Genomic DNA, 15,790 nt, shown 5'->3' with positions numbered 1-15,790 from the left:
CGGGAATCAAGGAGTGAGTTCGTCTGTCGACCGCCATCCTCACCGGCCGGCCGGTGCCCGGTTCGCCGCTCGAAGGCGATCTGCGGTCCCTGGGCTTCGACGTGCGGACCGCCCCCGAGGCCGCGTCCCCGGAAGAGCTCGAGGCCCTGCTGCGTGACCTGCCCGCCGGCGAGCGCGTCGCCCTCGTCGACAGCCGCTTCGTCGGCCACGTCCACGCCCTGCGGCTCGGCCTGACCGACCCGCGCTTCCCGGTGTCGGCCGTGCCCGGCGCCGTGACCGCGCAGGCGGGGGCGCGCCGGGAGCTGACGGCCGCGCTGCGTACGGCAGTTGGGGCCGCCCCCGAGGCCCGCGCCCCCGAGGCGCAGGCCGACGGCGCCCGCGCGAGCGTGGCGCTCGCCTCCGACGCCCTGCCCGACCGCGTCGCCGCCGCCGTCGAAGCCTCCGGCACCGACGTGCACCGGCCCGAACTCGGCACCCTCGTCGCGGCCCTGCCCGTCGACCCCGAGGCCCGCAACACCGCGCGCCAGGCCGTCGCCGCCGTCGACGACGAGGCCGTGCGCCTGCGCGGCGCGGTGAAGGCCCGCGACGGCTTCTTCACGACGTACTGCATCAGCCCCTACTCGCGCTACCTGGCCCGCTGGTGTGCGCGCCGCGGCCTCACCCCGAACCAGGTCACCACCGCCTCCCTGCTGGTCGCGGTGATCGCGGCGGGCTGCGCGGCGACCGGCACCCGCGGCGGCTTCGTCGCCGCCGGACTGCTGCTCCTGTTCTCCTTCGTCCTCGACTGCACGGACGGCCAGCTCGCCCGCTACTCCCTGCAGTACTCCACGCTCGGCGCCTGGCTCGACGCGACGTTCGACCGTGCCAAGGAGTACGCGTACTACGCGGGCCTCGCCCTCGGCGCCGCCCGCGGCGGGGGCAGTGATGACGTATGGGCGCTCGCGCTCGGCGCGATGATCCTGCAGACCTGTCGGCACGTCGTGGACTTCTCCTTCAACGAGGGCAACGTCGACGAGGCGGGCAAGGCCGCCGTCAACACCAGCCCCACCGCGGCGCTCTCCGGCAAGCTCGACGGCGTCGGCTGGACGGTCTGGGTGCGCCGGATGATCGTGCTGCCCATCGGTGAGCGCTGGGCCCTCATCGCCGTCCTCACCGCCGTCACCACGCCGCGCATCACCTTCGTCGTGCTCCTGATCGGCTGCGGCCTCGCCGCCTGCTACACCACGGCCGGCCGCGTCCTGCGCTCGCTGCGCAAGGCCCCCCGCACCGACCGCGCCGCCCAGGCCCTCGCCGACCTCGCCGACAGCGGCACCGTCGCCTCGGCGTTCGCCGCGCTGCGCCGGCGGCCGCTGCCCCTCGCGCCGCTGCTCGCCCTCGTCGGCGCCGCCGCCGTCGTCTGCGCGGCCGCCCTCAGCCCCTACGGCAGCGCCTGGCCCGTGATCGGTGCCGCCGTCTACGCGGCCACCTCGGGCCTCGCCGTCGTCCCGCAGCTCAAGGGGCGCCTCGACTGGCTGGTTCCCCCGCTCTTCCGGGCCGCCGAGTACGTCACCGTTCTGGTACTGGCCGCCAAAGCCGACGTGAACGGGAGCCTTCCCGCGGCTTTCGGCCTGGTGGCCGCGGTCGCCTACCATCACTACGACACCGTGTACCGCATTCGCGGTGTCGGCGCGCCCCCGCGCTGGCTGGTGCGGGCGATCGGCGGGCACGAAGGCAGGACGTTCGCGGTCACCGTGCTCGCCGCCCTGCTGACAAACACAGATTTCACCGTCGCGCTCACGGCGCTCGCCGTGGCCGTGGCACTCGTGGTGCTCATCGAGAGCATCCACTTCTGGGTGACCGCTCACAAGCGTGGCGCACCCGCCGTACACGATGAAGGAGAACCCGCATGATCGGCCTCGTCCTGGCCGCCGGCGCCGGCCGGCGTCTGCGCCCCTACACCGAAACGCTGCCCAAGGCGCTGGTGCCCGTGGTGGGCGAGGGAACCGAGAACGAGCTGGCGATCCTCGACCTCACCCTGAAGAACTTCGCCGAGATCGGCCTGTCCGACGTCGCGATCATCGTCGGCTACCGCAAGGAGGCCGTCTACGCGCGCAAGGAGGCCCTCGAGGCGAAGTACGGCCTCAAGATCACCCTCATCGACAACGACAAGGCCGAGGAGTGGAACAACGCCTACTCCCTGTGGTGCGGCCGCGACTCGATCAAGCACTCGGTGATCCTCGCCAACGGTGACACCGTGCACCCGGTCTCCGTCGAGAAGACGCTGCTCGCCGCCCGCGGCGACGGCAAGAAGATCATCCTCGCCCTCGACACGGTGAAGAACCTCGCCGACGAGGAGATGAAGGTCGTCGTGGACCCCGAGAAGGGCGTCCAGAAGATCACCAAGCTGATGGACCCGGCCACGGCCACCGGCGAGTACATCGGCGTCACCCTCATCGAGGGCGAGGCGGCCGACGAGCTCGCCGACGCGCTGAAGACCACCTTCGAGCGCGACCCCGACCTCTACTACGAGGACGGCTACCAGGAGCTCGTCAACCGCGGCTTCAAGATCGATGTGGCGCCGATCGGCGACGTCAAGTGGGTCGAGATCGACAACCACGACGACCTCGCCAAGGGACGTGAGATCGCGTGCCAGTACTGACGAGGCTCATCCCCTCGCCGGTCGTCGTGGACATCCGGCCGGGGGCGTTGAACGACCTGGCCGGTGTCCTCGCCGACCAGCGGATCTGCTCGTCGACCGGCAAGCTCGCCATCGCCATCAGCGGCGGCTCCGGCGCCGTGCTGCGCAAGCGGCTCGCGCCGTCGCTGCCGAGCGCGGAATGGTTCGAGGTGGGCGGCGGCACCCTCGATGACGCCATCAAGCTCGCCGACGCCATGAAGAAGGGCCGCTACGACGCGGTCGTCGGCCTCGGCGGCGGCAAGATCATCGACTGCGCCAAGTTCGCCGCGGCGCGCGTCGGCCTGCCGCTGGTCGCCGTCGCGACGAACCTGTCGCACGACGGCCTGTGCTCGCCCGTCGCGACCCTCGACAACGACGCGGGCCGCGGCTCCTACGGCGTGCCGAACCCGATCGCGGTCGTCATCGACCTCGACGTCATCCGCGAGGCCCCGGTCCGCTTCGTCCGCTCCGGCATCGGCGACGCCCTGTCCAACATCTCCGCGGTCCGGGACTGGGAGCTCGCCGCCCGCGAGCGCGGCGAGGACATCGACGGCCTGGCCGCCGCGATGGCCCGCCAGGCCGGTGAGGCGGTCCTGCGCCACCCCGGCGGCGTCGGCGACGACGGCTTCCTCCAGGTACTCGCCGAAGGCCTGGTCCTCACCGGCATCGCCATGTCCGTCTCGGGCGACTCCCGCCCGGCGTCCGGCGCCTGCCACGAGATCAACCACGCCTTCGACCTGCTCTTCCCCAAGCGCGCCGCGAGCCACGGCGAGCAGTGCGGGCTCGGCGCCGCCTTCGCGATGCACCTGCGCGGTGCCCGCGAGGAGTCGGCGTACATGGCGGAGGTCCTGCGCCGCCACGGCCTGCCGGTCCTGCCGGAGGAGATCGGCTTCACCGTGGACGAGTTCGTCCAGGTCGTCGAGTACGCCCCGCAGACCCGGCCGGGCCGCTACACGATCCTCGAGCACCTCAATCTGAACACCGACCAGATCAAGGACGCATACGCCGACTATGCCAAGGCCATCGGTAGCTGAACTCCGGCCCGTCGTTCACCCCGCGGGGGTGAAGGACCGGCGCAGCGGTGAGCACTGGGCGGGACGCATGTACATGCGGGAGATCTCGCTGCGCTGCGACCGCTACCTGGTGAACACCAGGATCACGCCCAATCAGCTGACCTACCTGATGACCGTCGCGGGCGTCCTCGCCGCCCCGGCCCTGCTCGTGCCGGGCATCTGGGGCGCCGTGCTCGCCGTGGTCGCGGTCCAGCTCTATCTGCTGCTCGACTGCGTCGACGGCGAGATCGCCCGCTGGCGCAAGCAGTACTCGATGTCCGGGGTGTACCTGGACCGGGTCGGCGCCTACCTGTGCGACGCGGCCGTCCTGGTCGGCTTCGGCCTGCGCGCCGCCGACCTGTGGGGATCGGGCCGGATCGACTGGCTGTGGGCCTTCCTCGGCACCCTGGCCGCCCTCGGCGCGATCCTGATCAAGGCGGAGACCGACCTCGTCGCCGTCGCCCGGCACCAGCAGGGCATGGCGCCGGTGCAGGAGTCGGCGTCCGAGCCGCGCGCCTCCGGTGTGGCCCTGGCCCGCAAGGCCGCCGCCGCGCTGAAGTTCCACCGCCTCATCCTCGGCATCGAGGCCTCGCTGCTGATCCTGGTCATCGCGGTCGTGGACCAGATCAGGGGCGACCTGTTCTTCTCGCGCCTCGGGGTCGCGGTCCTGGCCGGCATCGCGCTCCTGCAGACCCTGCTGCACCTCGTGTCCATCCTCGCGTCGAGCAGGCTGAAGTGAGCACACCGAGCCCCTCCGGCACACCGGGGACGCCGGCCGCGCCGCTCAAGGTCGGCGCGGTCGTCATCACCATGGGCAACCGCCCGCAGGAGCTGCGCGCCCTGCTCGACTCGGTCGCCAAGCAGGACGGCGACCGGGTCGAGGTGGTCGTCGTCGGCAACGGCGCCCCCGTGCCGGACGTGCCCGAGGGCGTGCGCACCATGGAACTGCCCGAGAACCTGGGCATCCCGGGCGGGCGCAACGTGGGCATCGAGGCCTTCGGTCCTGGCGGCACCGACGTCGACATCCTGCTCTTCCTCGACGACGACGGGCTGCTCGCGCACACCGACACCGCCGAGCTGTGCCGCGCGGCCTTCGCGGCGGACCCCGAGCTCGGCATCATCAGCTTCCGCATCGCCGACCCCGACACCGGGGTCACCCAGCGCCGTCACGTACCGCGTCTGCGCGCCTCGGACCCGATGCGCTCCTCCCGCGTGACGACGTTCCTCGGCGGCGCCAACGCCGTGCGCACCGCGGTCCTGAAGGAGGTCGGCGGCCTGCCCGACGCCTTCTTCTACGCCCACGAGGAGACGGACCTCGCCTGGCGTGCCCTGGACGCGGGCTGGATGATCGACTACCGCGCCGACATGGTGCTCTTCCACCCCACCACGGCCCCCTCCCGGCACGCGGTCTACCACCGCATGGTGGCCCGCAACCGGGTCTGGCTGGCCCGCCGCAACCTGCCCGCCCCACTGGTGCCCGTGTACCTCGGCGTCTGGCTCCTGCTCACCCTCGCCCGGCGCCCCTCGCGGCCCGCCCTGAAGGCCTGGTTCGGCGGTTTCAAGGAGGGCTGGACCAGCCCGAGCGGACCCCGGCGCCCCATGAAGTGGCGTACGGTGTGGCGCCTGACCAGGCTGGGCCGACCTCCTGTGATCTGACAAGCTCGGGTCTGAGAACATTCGGGCCGTATTCCGGTCCCTGGCCCCCCACGCCTACGCCCGACCGGCCGTGCATCTGAAGACGAAAGTTTCCCCTCGTGAGTGAGACAACGCAGGACGGTGGAGTCGCGGTGACCGCGCCACCGTCGCCCGACGACGGGCTGTCCCCCGCAGAGCTGGCGGCCAAGTACGGCCTGTCCGTCAGCGGCGCCCGTCCGGGTCTTTTCGAGTACGTCCGCCAGCTCTGGGGGCGGCGCCACTTCATCCTCGCCTTCTCGCAGGCGAAGCTCACCGCCCAGTACAGCCAGGCCAAGCTCGGCCAGCTGTGGCAGGTGGCGACCCCGCTGCTCAACGCGCTCGTCTACTTCCTCATCTTCGGCCTGATCCTGAAGGCCGACCGGGGCATGGAGCGGGAGGTGTACATTCCGTTCCTCGTGACAGGTGTCTTCGTCTTCACCTTCACGCAGAGCTCGGTGATGGCGGGCGTGCGGGCGATCTCGGGCAACCTCGGCCTGGTGCGCGCGCTGCACTTCCCGCGCGCCTCGCTGCCCGTCTCCTTCTCCCTGCAGCAGCTCCAGCAGCTGCTGTTCTCGATGATCGTGCTGTTCGTGGTGGCGGTCGGCTTCGGCAGCTACCCGCGGCTCTCCTGGCTGCTCATCCTGCCGGTGCTCGCGCTGCAGTTCCTCTTCAACACCGGCCTCGCGCTGATCATGGCGAGGCTCGGCAGCAAGACTCCCGACCTCGCGCAGCTGATGCCGTTCGTGATGCGGACCTGGATGTACGCGTCCGGCGTGATGTTCTCCATCCCGGTGATGCTCAAGGAGCACCCGGCGTGGATCGCCGACATCCTCCAGTGGAACCCGGCCGCCATCTACATGGACCTGATGCGCTTCGCGCTCATCGACGGCTACGGCTCCGAGAACCTGCCGCCGCACGTCTGGGCGGTCGCGGTCGGCTGGGCCGTGCTCGTCGCCGCGGGCGGCTTCGTGTACTTCTGGAAGGCGGAGGAGCGGTACGGCCGTGGCTGACGACAAGAGCGCCGACCGGGCGCACATCCCCACCGTCATCGCGGACGAGCTGCACATCGTCTACCGCGTCAACGGCGCCAAGACGGGCAAGGGCAGCGCCACCTCCGCGCTGAGCCGGATCATCAAGCGCGGCGAGGAGCGCGGCGTGCGCAAGGTGCACGCCGTGCGCGGAGTCAGCTTCACCGCCTACCGCGGCGAGGCGATCGGCCTCATCGGGTCGAACGGCTCCGGCAAGTCCACGCTGCTCCGGGCCATCGCCGGGCTGCTCCCCGCCGAGAAGGGCAAGGTGTACACCGACGGCCAGCCCTCGCTGCTCGGTGTGAACGCGGCCCTCATGAACGACCTGACCGGTGAGCGCAACGTGATCCTCGGCGGGCTCGCGATGGGGATGAGCCGCGAGCAGATCAAGTCGCGCTACCAGGACATCGTCGACTTCTCCGGCATCAACGAGAAGGGCGACTTCATCACCCTGCCGATGCGCACCTACTCCTCCGGCATGGCCGCCCGCCTGCGGTTCTCCATCGCCGCGGCCAAGGACCACGACGTCCTGATGATCGACGAGGCCCTCGCCACCGGTGACCGCAAGTTCCAGAAGCGCTCCGAGGCCCGCATCCGCGAGCTGCGCAAGGAGGCGGGCACGGTCTTCCTGGTGAGCCACAACAACAAGTCGATCCGTGACACCTGCGACCGCGTGCTCTGGCTGGAGCGCGGCGAGCTGCGGATGGACGGACCGACGGACGAGGTCATCAAGGAGTACGAGAAGTTCACCGGTAAGTAGCGGTTCACCGGTGAGTAGCCGAATGGCCGCACGCGGGTGGCGGCCGAACGGGTCAGGGCCCCGCCGGGACATCCGGCTGGGGCCCTGACCCGTTTCCGGGCACCAGGAGCCCCTCAAGTCACCCGAGTTCAGGGAAGATTGAAGCCAATCGGTGCGTTGTTGTGATGTGCCGAACACCCCGACGACTCGGTGTGCGTTGTACAACGTAAGCTGTACCGGTGCTGATTCGCGGCAAGTGGGGCGATATCGCGCGGCACCGTGGCGACGGGTGCGGTCGGCCGCGCGGGGGGTGAGGCGGCGTGTCCGAAATAGGATGTTTTGGGTCGGCAGTGTAGAACGGGAGATGTGACGGCAATGGCTACGGACGATCTCCGGCTCCGCGATGCGTCCGCCGTCCTCGACAAAGCCGCGGACGAGAACTTTCCCGTGGCCCCGTTCTTCCTCCCCCGCGCCTGGCGCGAGGACCTCATGGCCGTGTACGGCTACGCCCGCCTGGTCGACGACATCGGCGACGCCGACCTCGACCGTGGCGCCGCCCACGCCCGCTACCTCGGCGCGGACCCCGAGGCCGCCGCTGACCCGCTCGCCCTCCTCGACGCCTTCGAAGCCGACCTCGGCAAGGTCTTCGCAGGTCAGGAGCCCGGCCACCCGCTGCTGCGGGCCCTGGCGCCCACCGTGCGCCGCCGCCGGCTGACCCCCGAGCCCTTCCTCGGCCTGATCGCGGCCAACCGCCAGGACCAGCTCGTCAAGCGGTACGAGACCTACGACGACCTCGTGGCCTACTGCGAGCTGTCCGCGAACCCCGTCGGCCGCCTCGTCCTCGCCATCACCGACACCGCGACGCCCGAGCGGGTCCGCCTCTCCGACTCCGTGTGCACGGCGCTGCAGATCGTGGAGCACCTCCAGGACGTGCGCGAGGACCTGGAGCGTGACCGCGTCTACCTCCCCGCCGAGGACATGAAGCGGTTTCATGTCCAGGAGCGGGATCTGGCCGTCCCTACGGCAGGCGCGTCGGTGCGCGCACTGGTTGCATATGAAGCGGAACGCGCCCGCTGCCTCCTGAATGAAGGCACCCCCCTGGTGGGTAGCGTCCACGGCAGGCTCAAGCTGCTGCTTGCAGGGTTCGTGGCAGGGGGGAGGGCGGCGGTCGCGGCGATCGCCGCCGCCGGATACGACGTACTTCCAAGGCCGCCGAAGCCCACGAAGCCGCGCCTGGTGCGCGAGGTGGGTGCGGTTCTGCGAGGAGAGGGGTGAGCCGGACCGTGGAGTCAGAACCTCGCGTGTCCGCGCCGGTACTCGCCGCATACAGCTATTGCGAGACCGTGACCGGGCAGCAGGCACGCAATTTCGCGTACGGCATCAGGTTGCTGCCGGCGCCCCAGCGGCGGGCGATGTCCGCGCTCTACGCGTTCTCCCGGCGCGTGGACGACATCGGCGACGGCGTCCTGGAGCCGGAGGTGAAAGGGGCGCGGCTGAACGACACCCGGGCCCTGCTCGCCCGTGTCCGCGACGGCGAGGTGGCGGAGGACGACACCGACCCCGTGGCCGTGGCGCTCAGCCACGCCGCCCGGCACTTCCCGATCCCGCTCGGCGGTCTCGACGAGCTGATCGACGGCGTCCTGATGGACGTGCGCGGTGAGACGTACGAGACCTGGGACGACCTGAAGGTCTACTGCCGGTGCGTGGCCGGAGCCATCGGGCGCCTCTCCCTCGGTGTCTTCGGCACCGAGCCGGGGGCGCTGCACGCGGAGCGCGCGCCGGAGTACGCCGACACGCTCGGCCTCGCGCTCCAACTCACCAACATCCTCAGGGACGTTCGTGAGGACGCGCTGGAGGGCCGCACCTACCTGCCGGCCGACGACCTCGCCAAGTTCGGCTGCTCCGCCGGGTTCGCCGACAGTGAGCCGCCCGCCGGGTCGGACTTCGCGGGCCTGGTGCACTTCGAAGTGCGCCGCGCCCGGGCCCTGTTCGCCGAGGGCTACCGCCTACTGCCCATGCTGGACCGGCGCAGCGGCGCCTGTGTGGCGGCGATGGCGGGGATCTACCGCCGCCTCCTCGACCGCATCGAGCGGGAGCCGGAAGCGGTCCTGCGGGGCCGCGTTTCACTGCCGGGGCGCGAGAAGGCGTACGTCGCCGTGCGCGGGCTGTCCGGGCTGGACGCGCGCAGCGTCTCCCGGGGAGCCGTCAGGAGGCGTACGTGATGCGCAGATATGACGGCCCCGGCACAGGTCCCGCACGCCGCCTCAAACGGCGGGCAACCCTCCGCATGACCTTGGCGTCCCAGACTGCAACTGCCGAAAGGGAGGACGCATGAGGCAGGACGACAGGCATCCCGAAGGAGACGCCGACGGAGCCGGGAAACGGGCCTCCGCCGTCGTCGTGGGCGGCGGCCTGGCCGGCATCACCTCAGCCCTCGCCCTGGCCGACGCCGGCCTCGACGTCACCCTCCTGGAGGGCCGCCCGCGCCTCGGCGGGCTCGCCTTCTCCTTCCAGCGCGGCGAGCTGACCGTCGACAACGGCCAGCACGTCTACCTGCGCTGCTGCACCGCCTACCGCTGGTTCCTCGACCGGGTCGAGGGCGCGCACCTGGCACCGCTGCAGGAACGTCTCGACGTACCCGTGCTCGACGCCGACCGGCATCGGCTCGGACGGCTGCGCCGCACCGCGCTGCCCGTGCCCCTGCACCTGGCCGCGAGCCTCGCCACCTACCCGCATCTGTCGCTGGCCGAGCGCGCCGCCGTCGGCCGCGCGGCACTCGCCCTCAAGGGGCTGGACCCGGCCGACCCGGCGCTCGACAGTCAGGACTTCGGCAGCTGGCTGGCCGCTCGCGGACAGTCGAAGCGCGCCATCGAGGCCCTGTGGGACCTCGTCGGCGTCGCCACCCTCAACGCCGTCGCGGGCGACGCCTCGCTCGGCCTCGCCGCGATGGTGTTCAAGACCGGTCTGCTCTCCGACCCCGGTGCCGCCGACATCGGCTGGGCACGGGTGCCCCTCGGTGACATCCATGACGGTCTGGCCCGCAAGGCGCTCGACTCGGCGGGCGTGCGTACCGAACTGAGGGCACGTGTCACCTCCATCTCCCGTAGTGAGAACGGCGGTTGGCGCGTCGAGGTTCCCGGCGAGACCATCCCGGCGGACACGGTGGTGCTCGCCGTGCCCCAGGCCGAGACCCACGACCTGCTCCCGGACGGTGCCCTCGACGAGCCCGACCGGCTGCTCGGCATCGAGACCGCGCCGATCCTGAACATCCACGTCGTGTACGACCGGAAGGTCCTCAAGCGGCCCTTCTTCGCCGCGCTCGGCACCCCCGTGCAGTGGGTCTTCGACCGGACCGACGCCTCGGGCCTGGCCGAGGGCCAGTACCTGGCGGTGTCGCAGTCCGCGGCCCAGGACGAGATCGACGCTCCCGTGGCGGCGCTCAAGGAGCGCTATCTGCCGGAGCTCGAGCGCCTCCTGCCCGCCGCGCACGGCGCACGGGTCCTCGACTTCTTCGTGACCCGGGAGCGCACGGCCACCTTCGCGCCCACACCGGGCGTCGGCCGCCTGCGTCCGGGCGCGCACACCAACGCGTCCGGGCTCTACCTGGCCGGCGCGTGGACCGCCACCGGCTGGCCCGCGACGATGGAAAGTGCCGTACGCAGCGGAATCACCGCAGCCCGGGCGGCCCTGACCGCACTCGACCGCCCTCATGGCCATCTCTTCGAGGAGGCGGCGTGAAGCTCGACCTGGTGGGGCCAGGGCCCCACGAACCCCGCACCGGAACCAGAGGAGAGAATGTGCCGACTGTGCCCTCGGCCGAACCGGCCGCTGTGGACGTGACCGCGCTGCTGGAACGCGGCCGGACGCTGGCCACCCCGGTCCTGCGGTCCGCCGTGGACCGCCTCGCGCCGCCCATGGACACCGTCGCCGCCTACCACTTCGGCTGGATCGACGCGGCGGGCAACCCGTCCGTCGGCGACGGCGGCAAGGCCGTGCGCCCGGCGCTCGCCCTGCTCTCCGCGGAGGCCGCCGGCGCGAGCCCGGAGACCGGCGTGCCCGGCGCCGTCGCCGTCGAGCTGGTCCACAACTTCTCGCTCCTGCACGACGACCTGATGGACGGCGACGAGCAGCGCCGCCACCGCGACACGGTCTGGAAGGTGCACGGCCCCGCGCAGGCGATCCTCGTCGGCGACGCGCTGTTCGCCCTCGCCAACGAGGTCCTGCTCGAACTCGGCACCGTCGAGGCCGGCCGCGCCACGCGCCGCCTGACCACCGCGACCCGCGCCCTCATCGACGGCCAGGCGCAGGACATCTCCTACGAGCACCGCGAGCGGGTCACCGTCGAGGAGTGCCTGGAGATGGAGGGCAACAAGACGGGCGCGCTGCTCGCCTGCGCGGTCTCCATCGGCGCGGTCCTCGGCGGCGCCGACGACGCCACCGCCGACATCCTGGAGAAGTACGGCTACCACCTGGGCCTCGCCTTCCAGGCCGTCGACGACCTGCTCGGCATCTGGGGCGACCCCGAGGCCACCGGCAAGCAGACCTGGAGCGATCTGCGCCAGCGCAAGAAGTCCCTGCCCGTGGTCGCCGCGCTCGCCGCGGGCGGCCCGGCCTCCGAACGGCTCGGCGAGCTGCTCGCCGCCGACGCCAAGAGCAGCGACTTCGACAGCTTCTCCGAGGAGGAGTTCGCCGCGCGCGCCGCCCTGATCGAGCAGGCGGGCGGCCGCGAGTGGACCGCCGAGGAGGCGCGACGGCAGCACGCCGTCGCCATCGAGGCTCTGGACGCGGTCCAGATGCCGGACCAGGTGCGGGCGCAGCTCACCGCGCTCGCCGACTTCGTCGTCGTACGAAAGAGATGATCACTATCGGCCCCAACTGAATCGCAGTCGCCGGCCTGTGTCCCTCCAGGGCCCCGGCCGACGGCGGACCCAGCAGAGATGAAGCACTGCGTAGAAGGGGAAGCCATGACAGCGACGACCGACGGAAGCACCGGAGCGGCGACGCCCCGAGCGGCCTCGGCCACCGGAACGACCGACACCACTGCCGCGGCGCCCGGCGCACTGGGTGCCGCGGCCCGCGCCATAGAACGGTCCACACAATTCCTGTTGTCCCGCCAGGACGCCCAGGGATGGTGGAAGGGCGACCTGGAAACCAATGTGACCATGGACGCCGAGGACCTGTTGCTCCGTCAGTTCCTGGGTGTCCAGGACGAGTCGACGACCAGAGCCGCCGCCCTTTTCATCCGCGGCGAGCAGCGCGACGACGGCACCTGGGCCACCTTCTACGGCGGCCCCGGCGAACTCTCCACCACCATCGAGGCGTATGTGGCGCTGCGCCTGGCGGGGGACGCCCCGGACGCACCGCACATGGCCAAGGCGTCCGCCTGGATCAGGGAGCGGGGCGGCATCGCCTCGGCCCGGGTCTTCACCCGCATCTGGCTCGCCCTCTTCGGCTGGTGGAAGTGGGACGACCTGCCCGAGCTGCCGCCCGAACTCATTTATTTTCCCAAGTGGTTCCCGCTCAACATTTACGATTTCGGCTGCTGGGCACGGCAGACCATCGTGCCGCTCACCATTGTCTCGGCCAAGCGTCCGGTGCGTCCCGCGCCCTTCCCGCTGGATGAACTGCACAGCGACGCGAGCATTCCGAACCCCGCCAAACCCCTTGCCCCGATGGCGAGTTGGGACGGCGTCTTCCAGCGCATGGACAAGGCGCTGCACCTTTACCACAAGGTCGCTCCGCGCGGTGTGCGCAAGGCCGCGATGAACAGCGCGGCGCGCTGGATCATCGAACGGCAGGAGAACGACGGCTGCTGGGGCGGCATCCAGCCGCCCGCCGTGTACTCCGTGATCGCGCTGCACCTGATGGGCTACGACCTCGACCACCCGGTCCTCAAGGCGGGCCTCGCCTCCCTGGACCGGTTCGCCGTGTGGCGCGAGGACGGCGCGCGGATGATCGAGGCCTGCCAGTCGCCCGTCTGGGACACCTGCCTCGCGGCCATCGCCCTCGCCGACGCCGGCCTGCCCGCCGACCACCCGCAGCTGGTCAAGGCCGCGGACTGGATGCTGGGCGAGCAGATCGTACGGCCCGGCGACTGGTCGGTGCGCAGGCCGGGCCTGACCCCCGGTGGCTGGGCCTTCGAATTCCACAACGACAACTACCCCGACATCGACGACACCGCCGAGGTCGTCCTCGCCCTGCGCCGGATCGCGCACCCGGACAAGCCGCGCCTGGAGAACGCCATCGAGCGCGGCGTGCGCTGGAACCTCGGCATGCAGTCGAAGAACGGCGCCTGGGCCGCCTTCGACGTCGACAACACCAGTTCCTTCCCCAACCGGCTGCCGTTCTGCGACTTCGGCGAGGTCATCGACCCGCCCTCCGCCGACGTCACCGCGCACGTCGTGGAGATGCTCGCCTACGAGGGCAGGTCCCACGACCCGCGCACCCGGCGGGGGGTGGAGTGGCTGCTCGCCGAACAGGAGGCGAACGGCGCCTGGTTCGGGCGCTGGGGCGTCAACTACGTCTACGGCACCGGGTCGGTGCTGCCCGCGCTCATTGCCGCCGGACTGCCCGCCTCGCACCCGGCGATCCGACGCGCGGTCGCCTGGCTGGAGTCGGTGCAGAACGACGACGGCGGCTGGGGCGAGGACCTGCGCTCCTACCGCGACGAACAGTGGGTCGGGCGCGGCGCCTCCACGGCGTCCCAGACCGCCTGGGCGCTGCTCGCGCTGCTCGCGGCGGGGGAGCGGGACACCAAGTCCGTGGAGCGCGGCGTCGACTGGCTGGTGCAGGCGCAGTCCGAGGACGGCTCCTGGGACGAGCCGTACTTCACCGGCACCGGCTTCCCCTGGGACTTCTCGATCAACTACCACCTCTACCGGCAGGTCTTCCCGCTGACCGCGCTCGGCCGGTACGTCAACGGAGAGCCCGCCATCGGCGGCTCCGGCAAGGGGGGCTGATGGCCGTGTCCCCGGCGCGGCCGGGCCCCGCACCGCTCCTCGTCGCCTGTGCGCTCGGCATCGAGCACCTCGCCCTGCGCACCGGCGACCGGGGCGGCGCGAGCGGACCCATGACCGTCCTCAGGACGGGTATGGGCCCGCGGGCCGCCGAGCGCGCCGTGGCCAAGGCGCTCGACACCCCCTCCCTGCGCGGCGCGGCCGTCGTGGCCACCGGCTTCTGCGCCGGGCTCGCCCCCGGTATGCACCCCGGCGACCTGGTCGTCGCCGAGGAAACCCGCCACGACGGCGGCGCCACGCCGTGCTCGGGCACCGAGCTCCTGGTCGAGGGGCTGGTGCGGGCGCTGCCCCGGCGCACCGTGCACACCGGGCCGCTCACGGGCTCCGACCACGTCGTCCGCGGCCACGAACGCGGCGATCTGCTCGCCACCGGCGCCATCGCGGTGGACATGGAGTCCGCCGTGACCCTGCGCACCGCCGTGACGGCCGGGCCCCGCCCCGTTGCCGCCGTCCGGGTGGTCGTGGACGCCCCACAGCACGAACTCGTACGAATCGGCACGGTGCGCGGTGGAATATCGGCCTTCCGCGTTCTCCGTGCCGTGCTTCCCGCTTTCTTCGAATGGCACCGTTCTTCGCTGCTCCCCCGGAGGTGAGCCAGATGGTCATGCCGCTGCGTCAGTCGATCAAGGTCGCGACGTACCTGATGGAACAGAAGCTTCGCAAGCGGGACAAGTTCCCGCTGATTGTCGAGTTGGAGCCGCTGTTCGCGTGCAACTTGAAGTGCGAGGGCTGCGGCAAGATCCAGCATCCGGCCGGGGTGCTCAAGCAGCGCATGCCGGTGGCCCAGGCCGTGGGCGCCGTGCTCGAGTCCGGCGCGCCGATGGTGTCCATCGCCGGCGGTGAGCCACTGATGCACCCTCAGATCGATGAGATCGTGCGGCAGTTGGTGGCCAAGAAGAAGTATGTCTTTCTTTGCACCAATGCCATGCTGCTGCGCAAGAAGATGGACAAGTTCAAGCCCTCGCCGTACTTCGCGTTCGCCGTGCACATCGACGGAATGCGGGAGCGCCACGACGAGTCGGTGGCGAAGGAGGGGGTGTTCGACGAGGCGGTCGAGGCCATGAAGGAGGCCAAGCGGCGCGGCTTCCGGGTGACCACCAACTCGACCTTCTTCAACACGGACACCCCGCAGACGATCATCGAGGTGCTCAACTTCCTCAATGACGAACTGCAGGTCGACGAGATGATGCTGTCGCCCGCCTACGCCTACGAGAAGGCGCCCGACCAGGAGCACTTCCTCGGCGTCGAGCAGACCCGCGAGCTGTTCAAGAAGGCCTTCGCGGGCGGCAACCGGCGCCGCTGGCGGCTGAACCACTCGCCGCTGTTCCTGGATTTCCTGGAGGGCAAGGTCGACTTCCAGTGCACGGCGTGGGCGATCCCCAACTACTCGCTCTTCGGCTGGCAGCGCCCTTGCTATCTGATGAGCGACGGGTACGTCCCCACGTACCGGGAGCTGATCGAGAAGACCGACTGGTCCAAGTACGGCCGCGGCAAGGACGAGCGGTGCGCCAACTGCATGGCGCACTGCGGGTACGAGCCGACGGCCGTCCTCGCCACCATGGGCTCCCTCAAGGAGTCCCTGCGGGCCATGCGTGAGACCGTCAACGGAAATCGCGGGTGATGTC

The 15,790-nt window shown here is 71.0% G+C and carries 14 protein-coding genes; all 14 read left to right on the top strand.

Annotated elements, in window-relative coordinates; all coding sequences use genetic code 11:
- Nucleotides 1-23 precede the first annotated feature (23 nt).
- The 14 genes from QUY26_RS05785 to hpnH all read left to right on the top strand — a co-directional run bounded on the left by QUY26_RS05785 (nt 24) and on the right by hpnH (nt 15,786).
- Entirely contained in the window at nt 24-1,889 is a 1,866-nt protein-coding gene (locus QUY26_RS05785; protein WP_289955502.1) for a DUF5941 domain-containing protein, read from the top strand.
- Nucleotides 1,886-2,638: a phosphocholine cytidylyltransferase family protein gene (locus QUY26_RS05780; RefSeq protein ID WP_289944029.1), complete on the top strand. Its 753-nt coding sequence runs from the start codon at nt 1,886-1,888 to the stop codon at nt 2,636-2,638. The genes QUY26_RS05785 and QUY26_RS05780 overlap by 4 nt, the downstream gene beginning before the upstream one ends.
- Nucleotides 2,626-3,690 carry an iron-containing alcohol dehydrogenase family protein gene (locus QUY26_RS05775; protein ID WP_289944028.1) on the top strand — a complete coding sequence of 355 codons (1,065 nt, stop codon included), beginning with the start codon at nt 2,626-2,628 and terminating at the stop codon, nt 3,688-3,690. Before QUY26_RS05780 ends, QUY26_RS05775 begins: the two co-directional genes overlap by 13 nt.
- A complete protein-coding gene (locus QUY26_RS05770) occupies nt 3,668-4,447 on the top strand; it encodes a CDP-alcohol phosphatidyltransferase family protein (protein ID WP_289944027.1) in 780 nt (259 codons plus the stop codon). The genes QUY26_RS05775 and QUY26_RS05770 overlap by 23 nt, the downstream gene beginning before the upstream one ends.
- A gap of 71 nt (nt 4,448-4,518) precedes the next feature.
- Nucleotides 4,519-5,364, top strand: a complete 846-nt coding sequence (locus tag QUY26_RS05765) for a glycosyltransferase family 2 protein (RefSeq protein WP_289955500.1) — start codon at nt 4,519-4,521, stop codon at nt 5,362-5,364.
- A gap of 98 nt (nt 5,365-5,462) precedes the next feature.
- Entirely contained in the window at nt 5,463-6,392 is a 930-nt protein-coding gene (locus QUY26_RS05760; RefSeq protein WP_289944026.1) for an ABC transporter permease, read from the top strand.
- Nucleotides 6,385-7,170, top strand: coding sequence for an ABC transporter ATP-binding protein (locus QUY26_RS05755; RefSeq protein ID WP_289944025.1), 786 nt, complete (start codon nt 6,385-6,387; stop codon nt 7,168-7,170). Before QUY26_RS05760 ends, QUY26_RS05755 begins: the two co-directional genes overlap by 8 nt.
- Before the next feature lie 354 nt (nt 7,171-7,524).
- Nucleotides 7,525-8,424 (top strand): squalene synthase HpnC, encoded by a 900-nt coding sequence (gene hpnC, locus QUY26_RS05750; RefSeq protein ID WP_289944024.1) that lies wholly within the window; start codon nt 7,525-7,527, stop codon nt 8,422-8,424.
- A complete protein-coding gene (hpnD, locus tag QUY26_RS05745; RefSeq protein ID WP_289944023.1) occupies nt 8,421-9,371 on the top strand; it encodes a presqualene diphosphate synthase HpnD in 951 nt (316 codons plus the stop codon). The genes hpnC and hpnD overlap by 4 nt, the downstream gene beginning before the upstream one ends.
- A 109-nt stretch (nt 9,372-9,480) precedes the next feature.
- The gene (gene hpnE / locus QUY26_RS05740) at nt 9,481-10,887 is read left to right on the top strand and encodes a hydroxysqualene dehydroxylase HpnE (RefSeq protein ID WP_289944022.1); all 1,407 of its coding nucleotides are present in this window, start codon (nt 9,481-9,483) and stop codon (nt 10,885-10,887) included.
- Nucleotides 10,884-12,008 (top strand): polyprenyl synthetase family protein, encoded by a 1,125-nt coding sequence (locus QUY26_RS05735; protein ID WP_289944021.1) that lies wholly within the window; start codon nt 10,884-10,886, stop codon nt 12,006-12,008. The genes hpnE and QUY26_RS05735 overlap by 4 nt, the downstream gene beginning before the upstream one ends.
- Before the next feature lie 105 nt (nt 12,009-12,113).
- Nucleotides 12,114-14,108 (top strand): squalene--hopene cyclase, encoded by a 1,995-nt coding sequence (shc, locus tag QUY26_RS05730; RefSeq protein ID WP_289944020.1) that lies wholly within the window; start codon nt 12,114-12,116, stop codon nt 14,106-14,108.
- On the top strand, nt 14,108-14,758 hold the full coding sequence (locus QUY26_RS05725) for a phosphorylase family protein (RefSeq protein ID WP_289944019.1): 651 nt from the start codon (nt 14,108-14,110) through the stop codon (nt 14,756-14,758). The genes shc and QUY26_RS05725 overlap by 1 nt, the downstream gene beginning before the upstream one ends.
- A 5-nt stretch (nt 14,759-14,763) precedes the next feature.
- Nucleotides 14,764-15,786, top strand: coding sequence for an adenosyl-hopene transferase HpnH (gene hpnH, locus QUY26_RS05720; protein ID WP_289944018.1), 1,023 nt, complete (start codon nt 14,764-14,766; stop codon nt 15,784-15,786).
- Nucleotides 15,787-15,790 lie beyond the last annotated feature (4 nt).

This window comes from Streptomyces flavofungini (assembly GCF_030388665.1).
In the GTDB taxonomy this organism is placed as follows: Bacteria; Actinomycetota; Actinomycetes; order Streptomycetales; family Streptomycetaceae; genus Streptomyces; species Streptomyces flavofungini_A.
Note: the sequence above shows the minus strand (reverse complement) of the source record. Positions and strands in the feature narration are given on the sequence as shown.

Excerpts from the sequence above, each read along its gene's own strand:
- QUY26_RS05725 (WP_289944019.1), top strand. The coding sequence starts at position 14,108 with ATGGCCGTGTCCCCGGCGCGGCCGGGCCCCGCACCGCTCCTCGTCGCC.
- shc (WP_289944020.1), top strand. The coding sequence starts at position 12,114 with ATGACAGCGACGACCGACGGAAGCACCGGAGCGGCGACGCCCCGAGCG.
- QUY26_RS05780 (WP_289944029.1), top strand. The coding sequence starts at position 1,886 with ATGATCGGCCTCGTCCTGGCCGCCGGCGCCGGCCGGCGTCTGCGCCCC.
- hpnC (WP_289944024.1), top strand. The coding sequence starts at position 7,525 with ATGGCTACGGACGATCTCCGGCTCCGCGATGCGTCCGCCGTCCTCGAC.
- hpnE (WP_289944022.1), top strand. The coding sequence starts at position 9,481 with ATGAGGCAGGACGACAGGCATCCCGAAGGAGACGCCGACGGAGCCGGG.
- QUY26_RS05770 (WP_289944027.1), top strand. The coding sequence starts at position 3,668 with ATGCCAAGGCCATCGGTAGCTGAACTCCGGCCCGTCGTTCACCCCGCG.
- hpnH (WP_289944018.1), top strand. The coding sequence starts at position 14,764 with ATGGTCATGCCGCTGCGTCAGTCGATCAAGGTCGCGACGTACCTGATG.
- QUY26_RS05765 (WP_289955500.1), top strand. The coding sequence starts at position 4,519 with ATGGGCAACCGCCCGCAGGAGCTGCGCGCCCTGCTCGACTCGGTCGCC.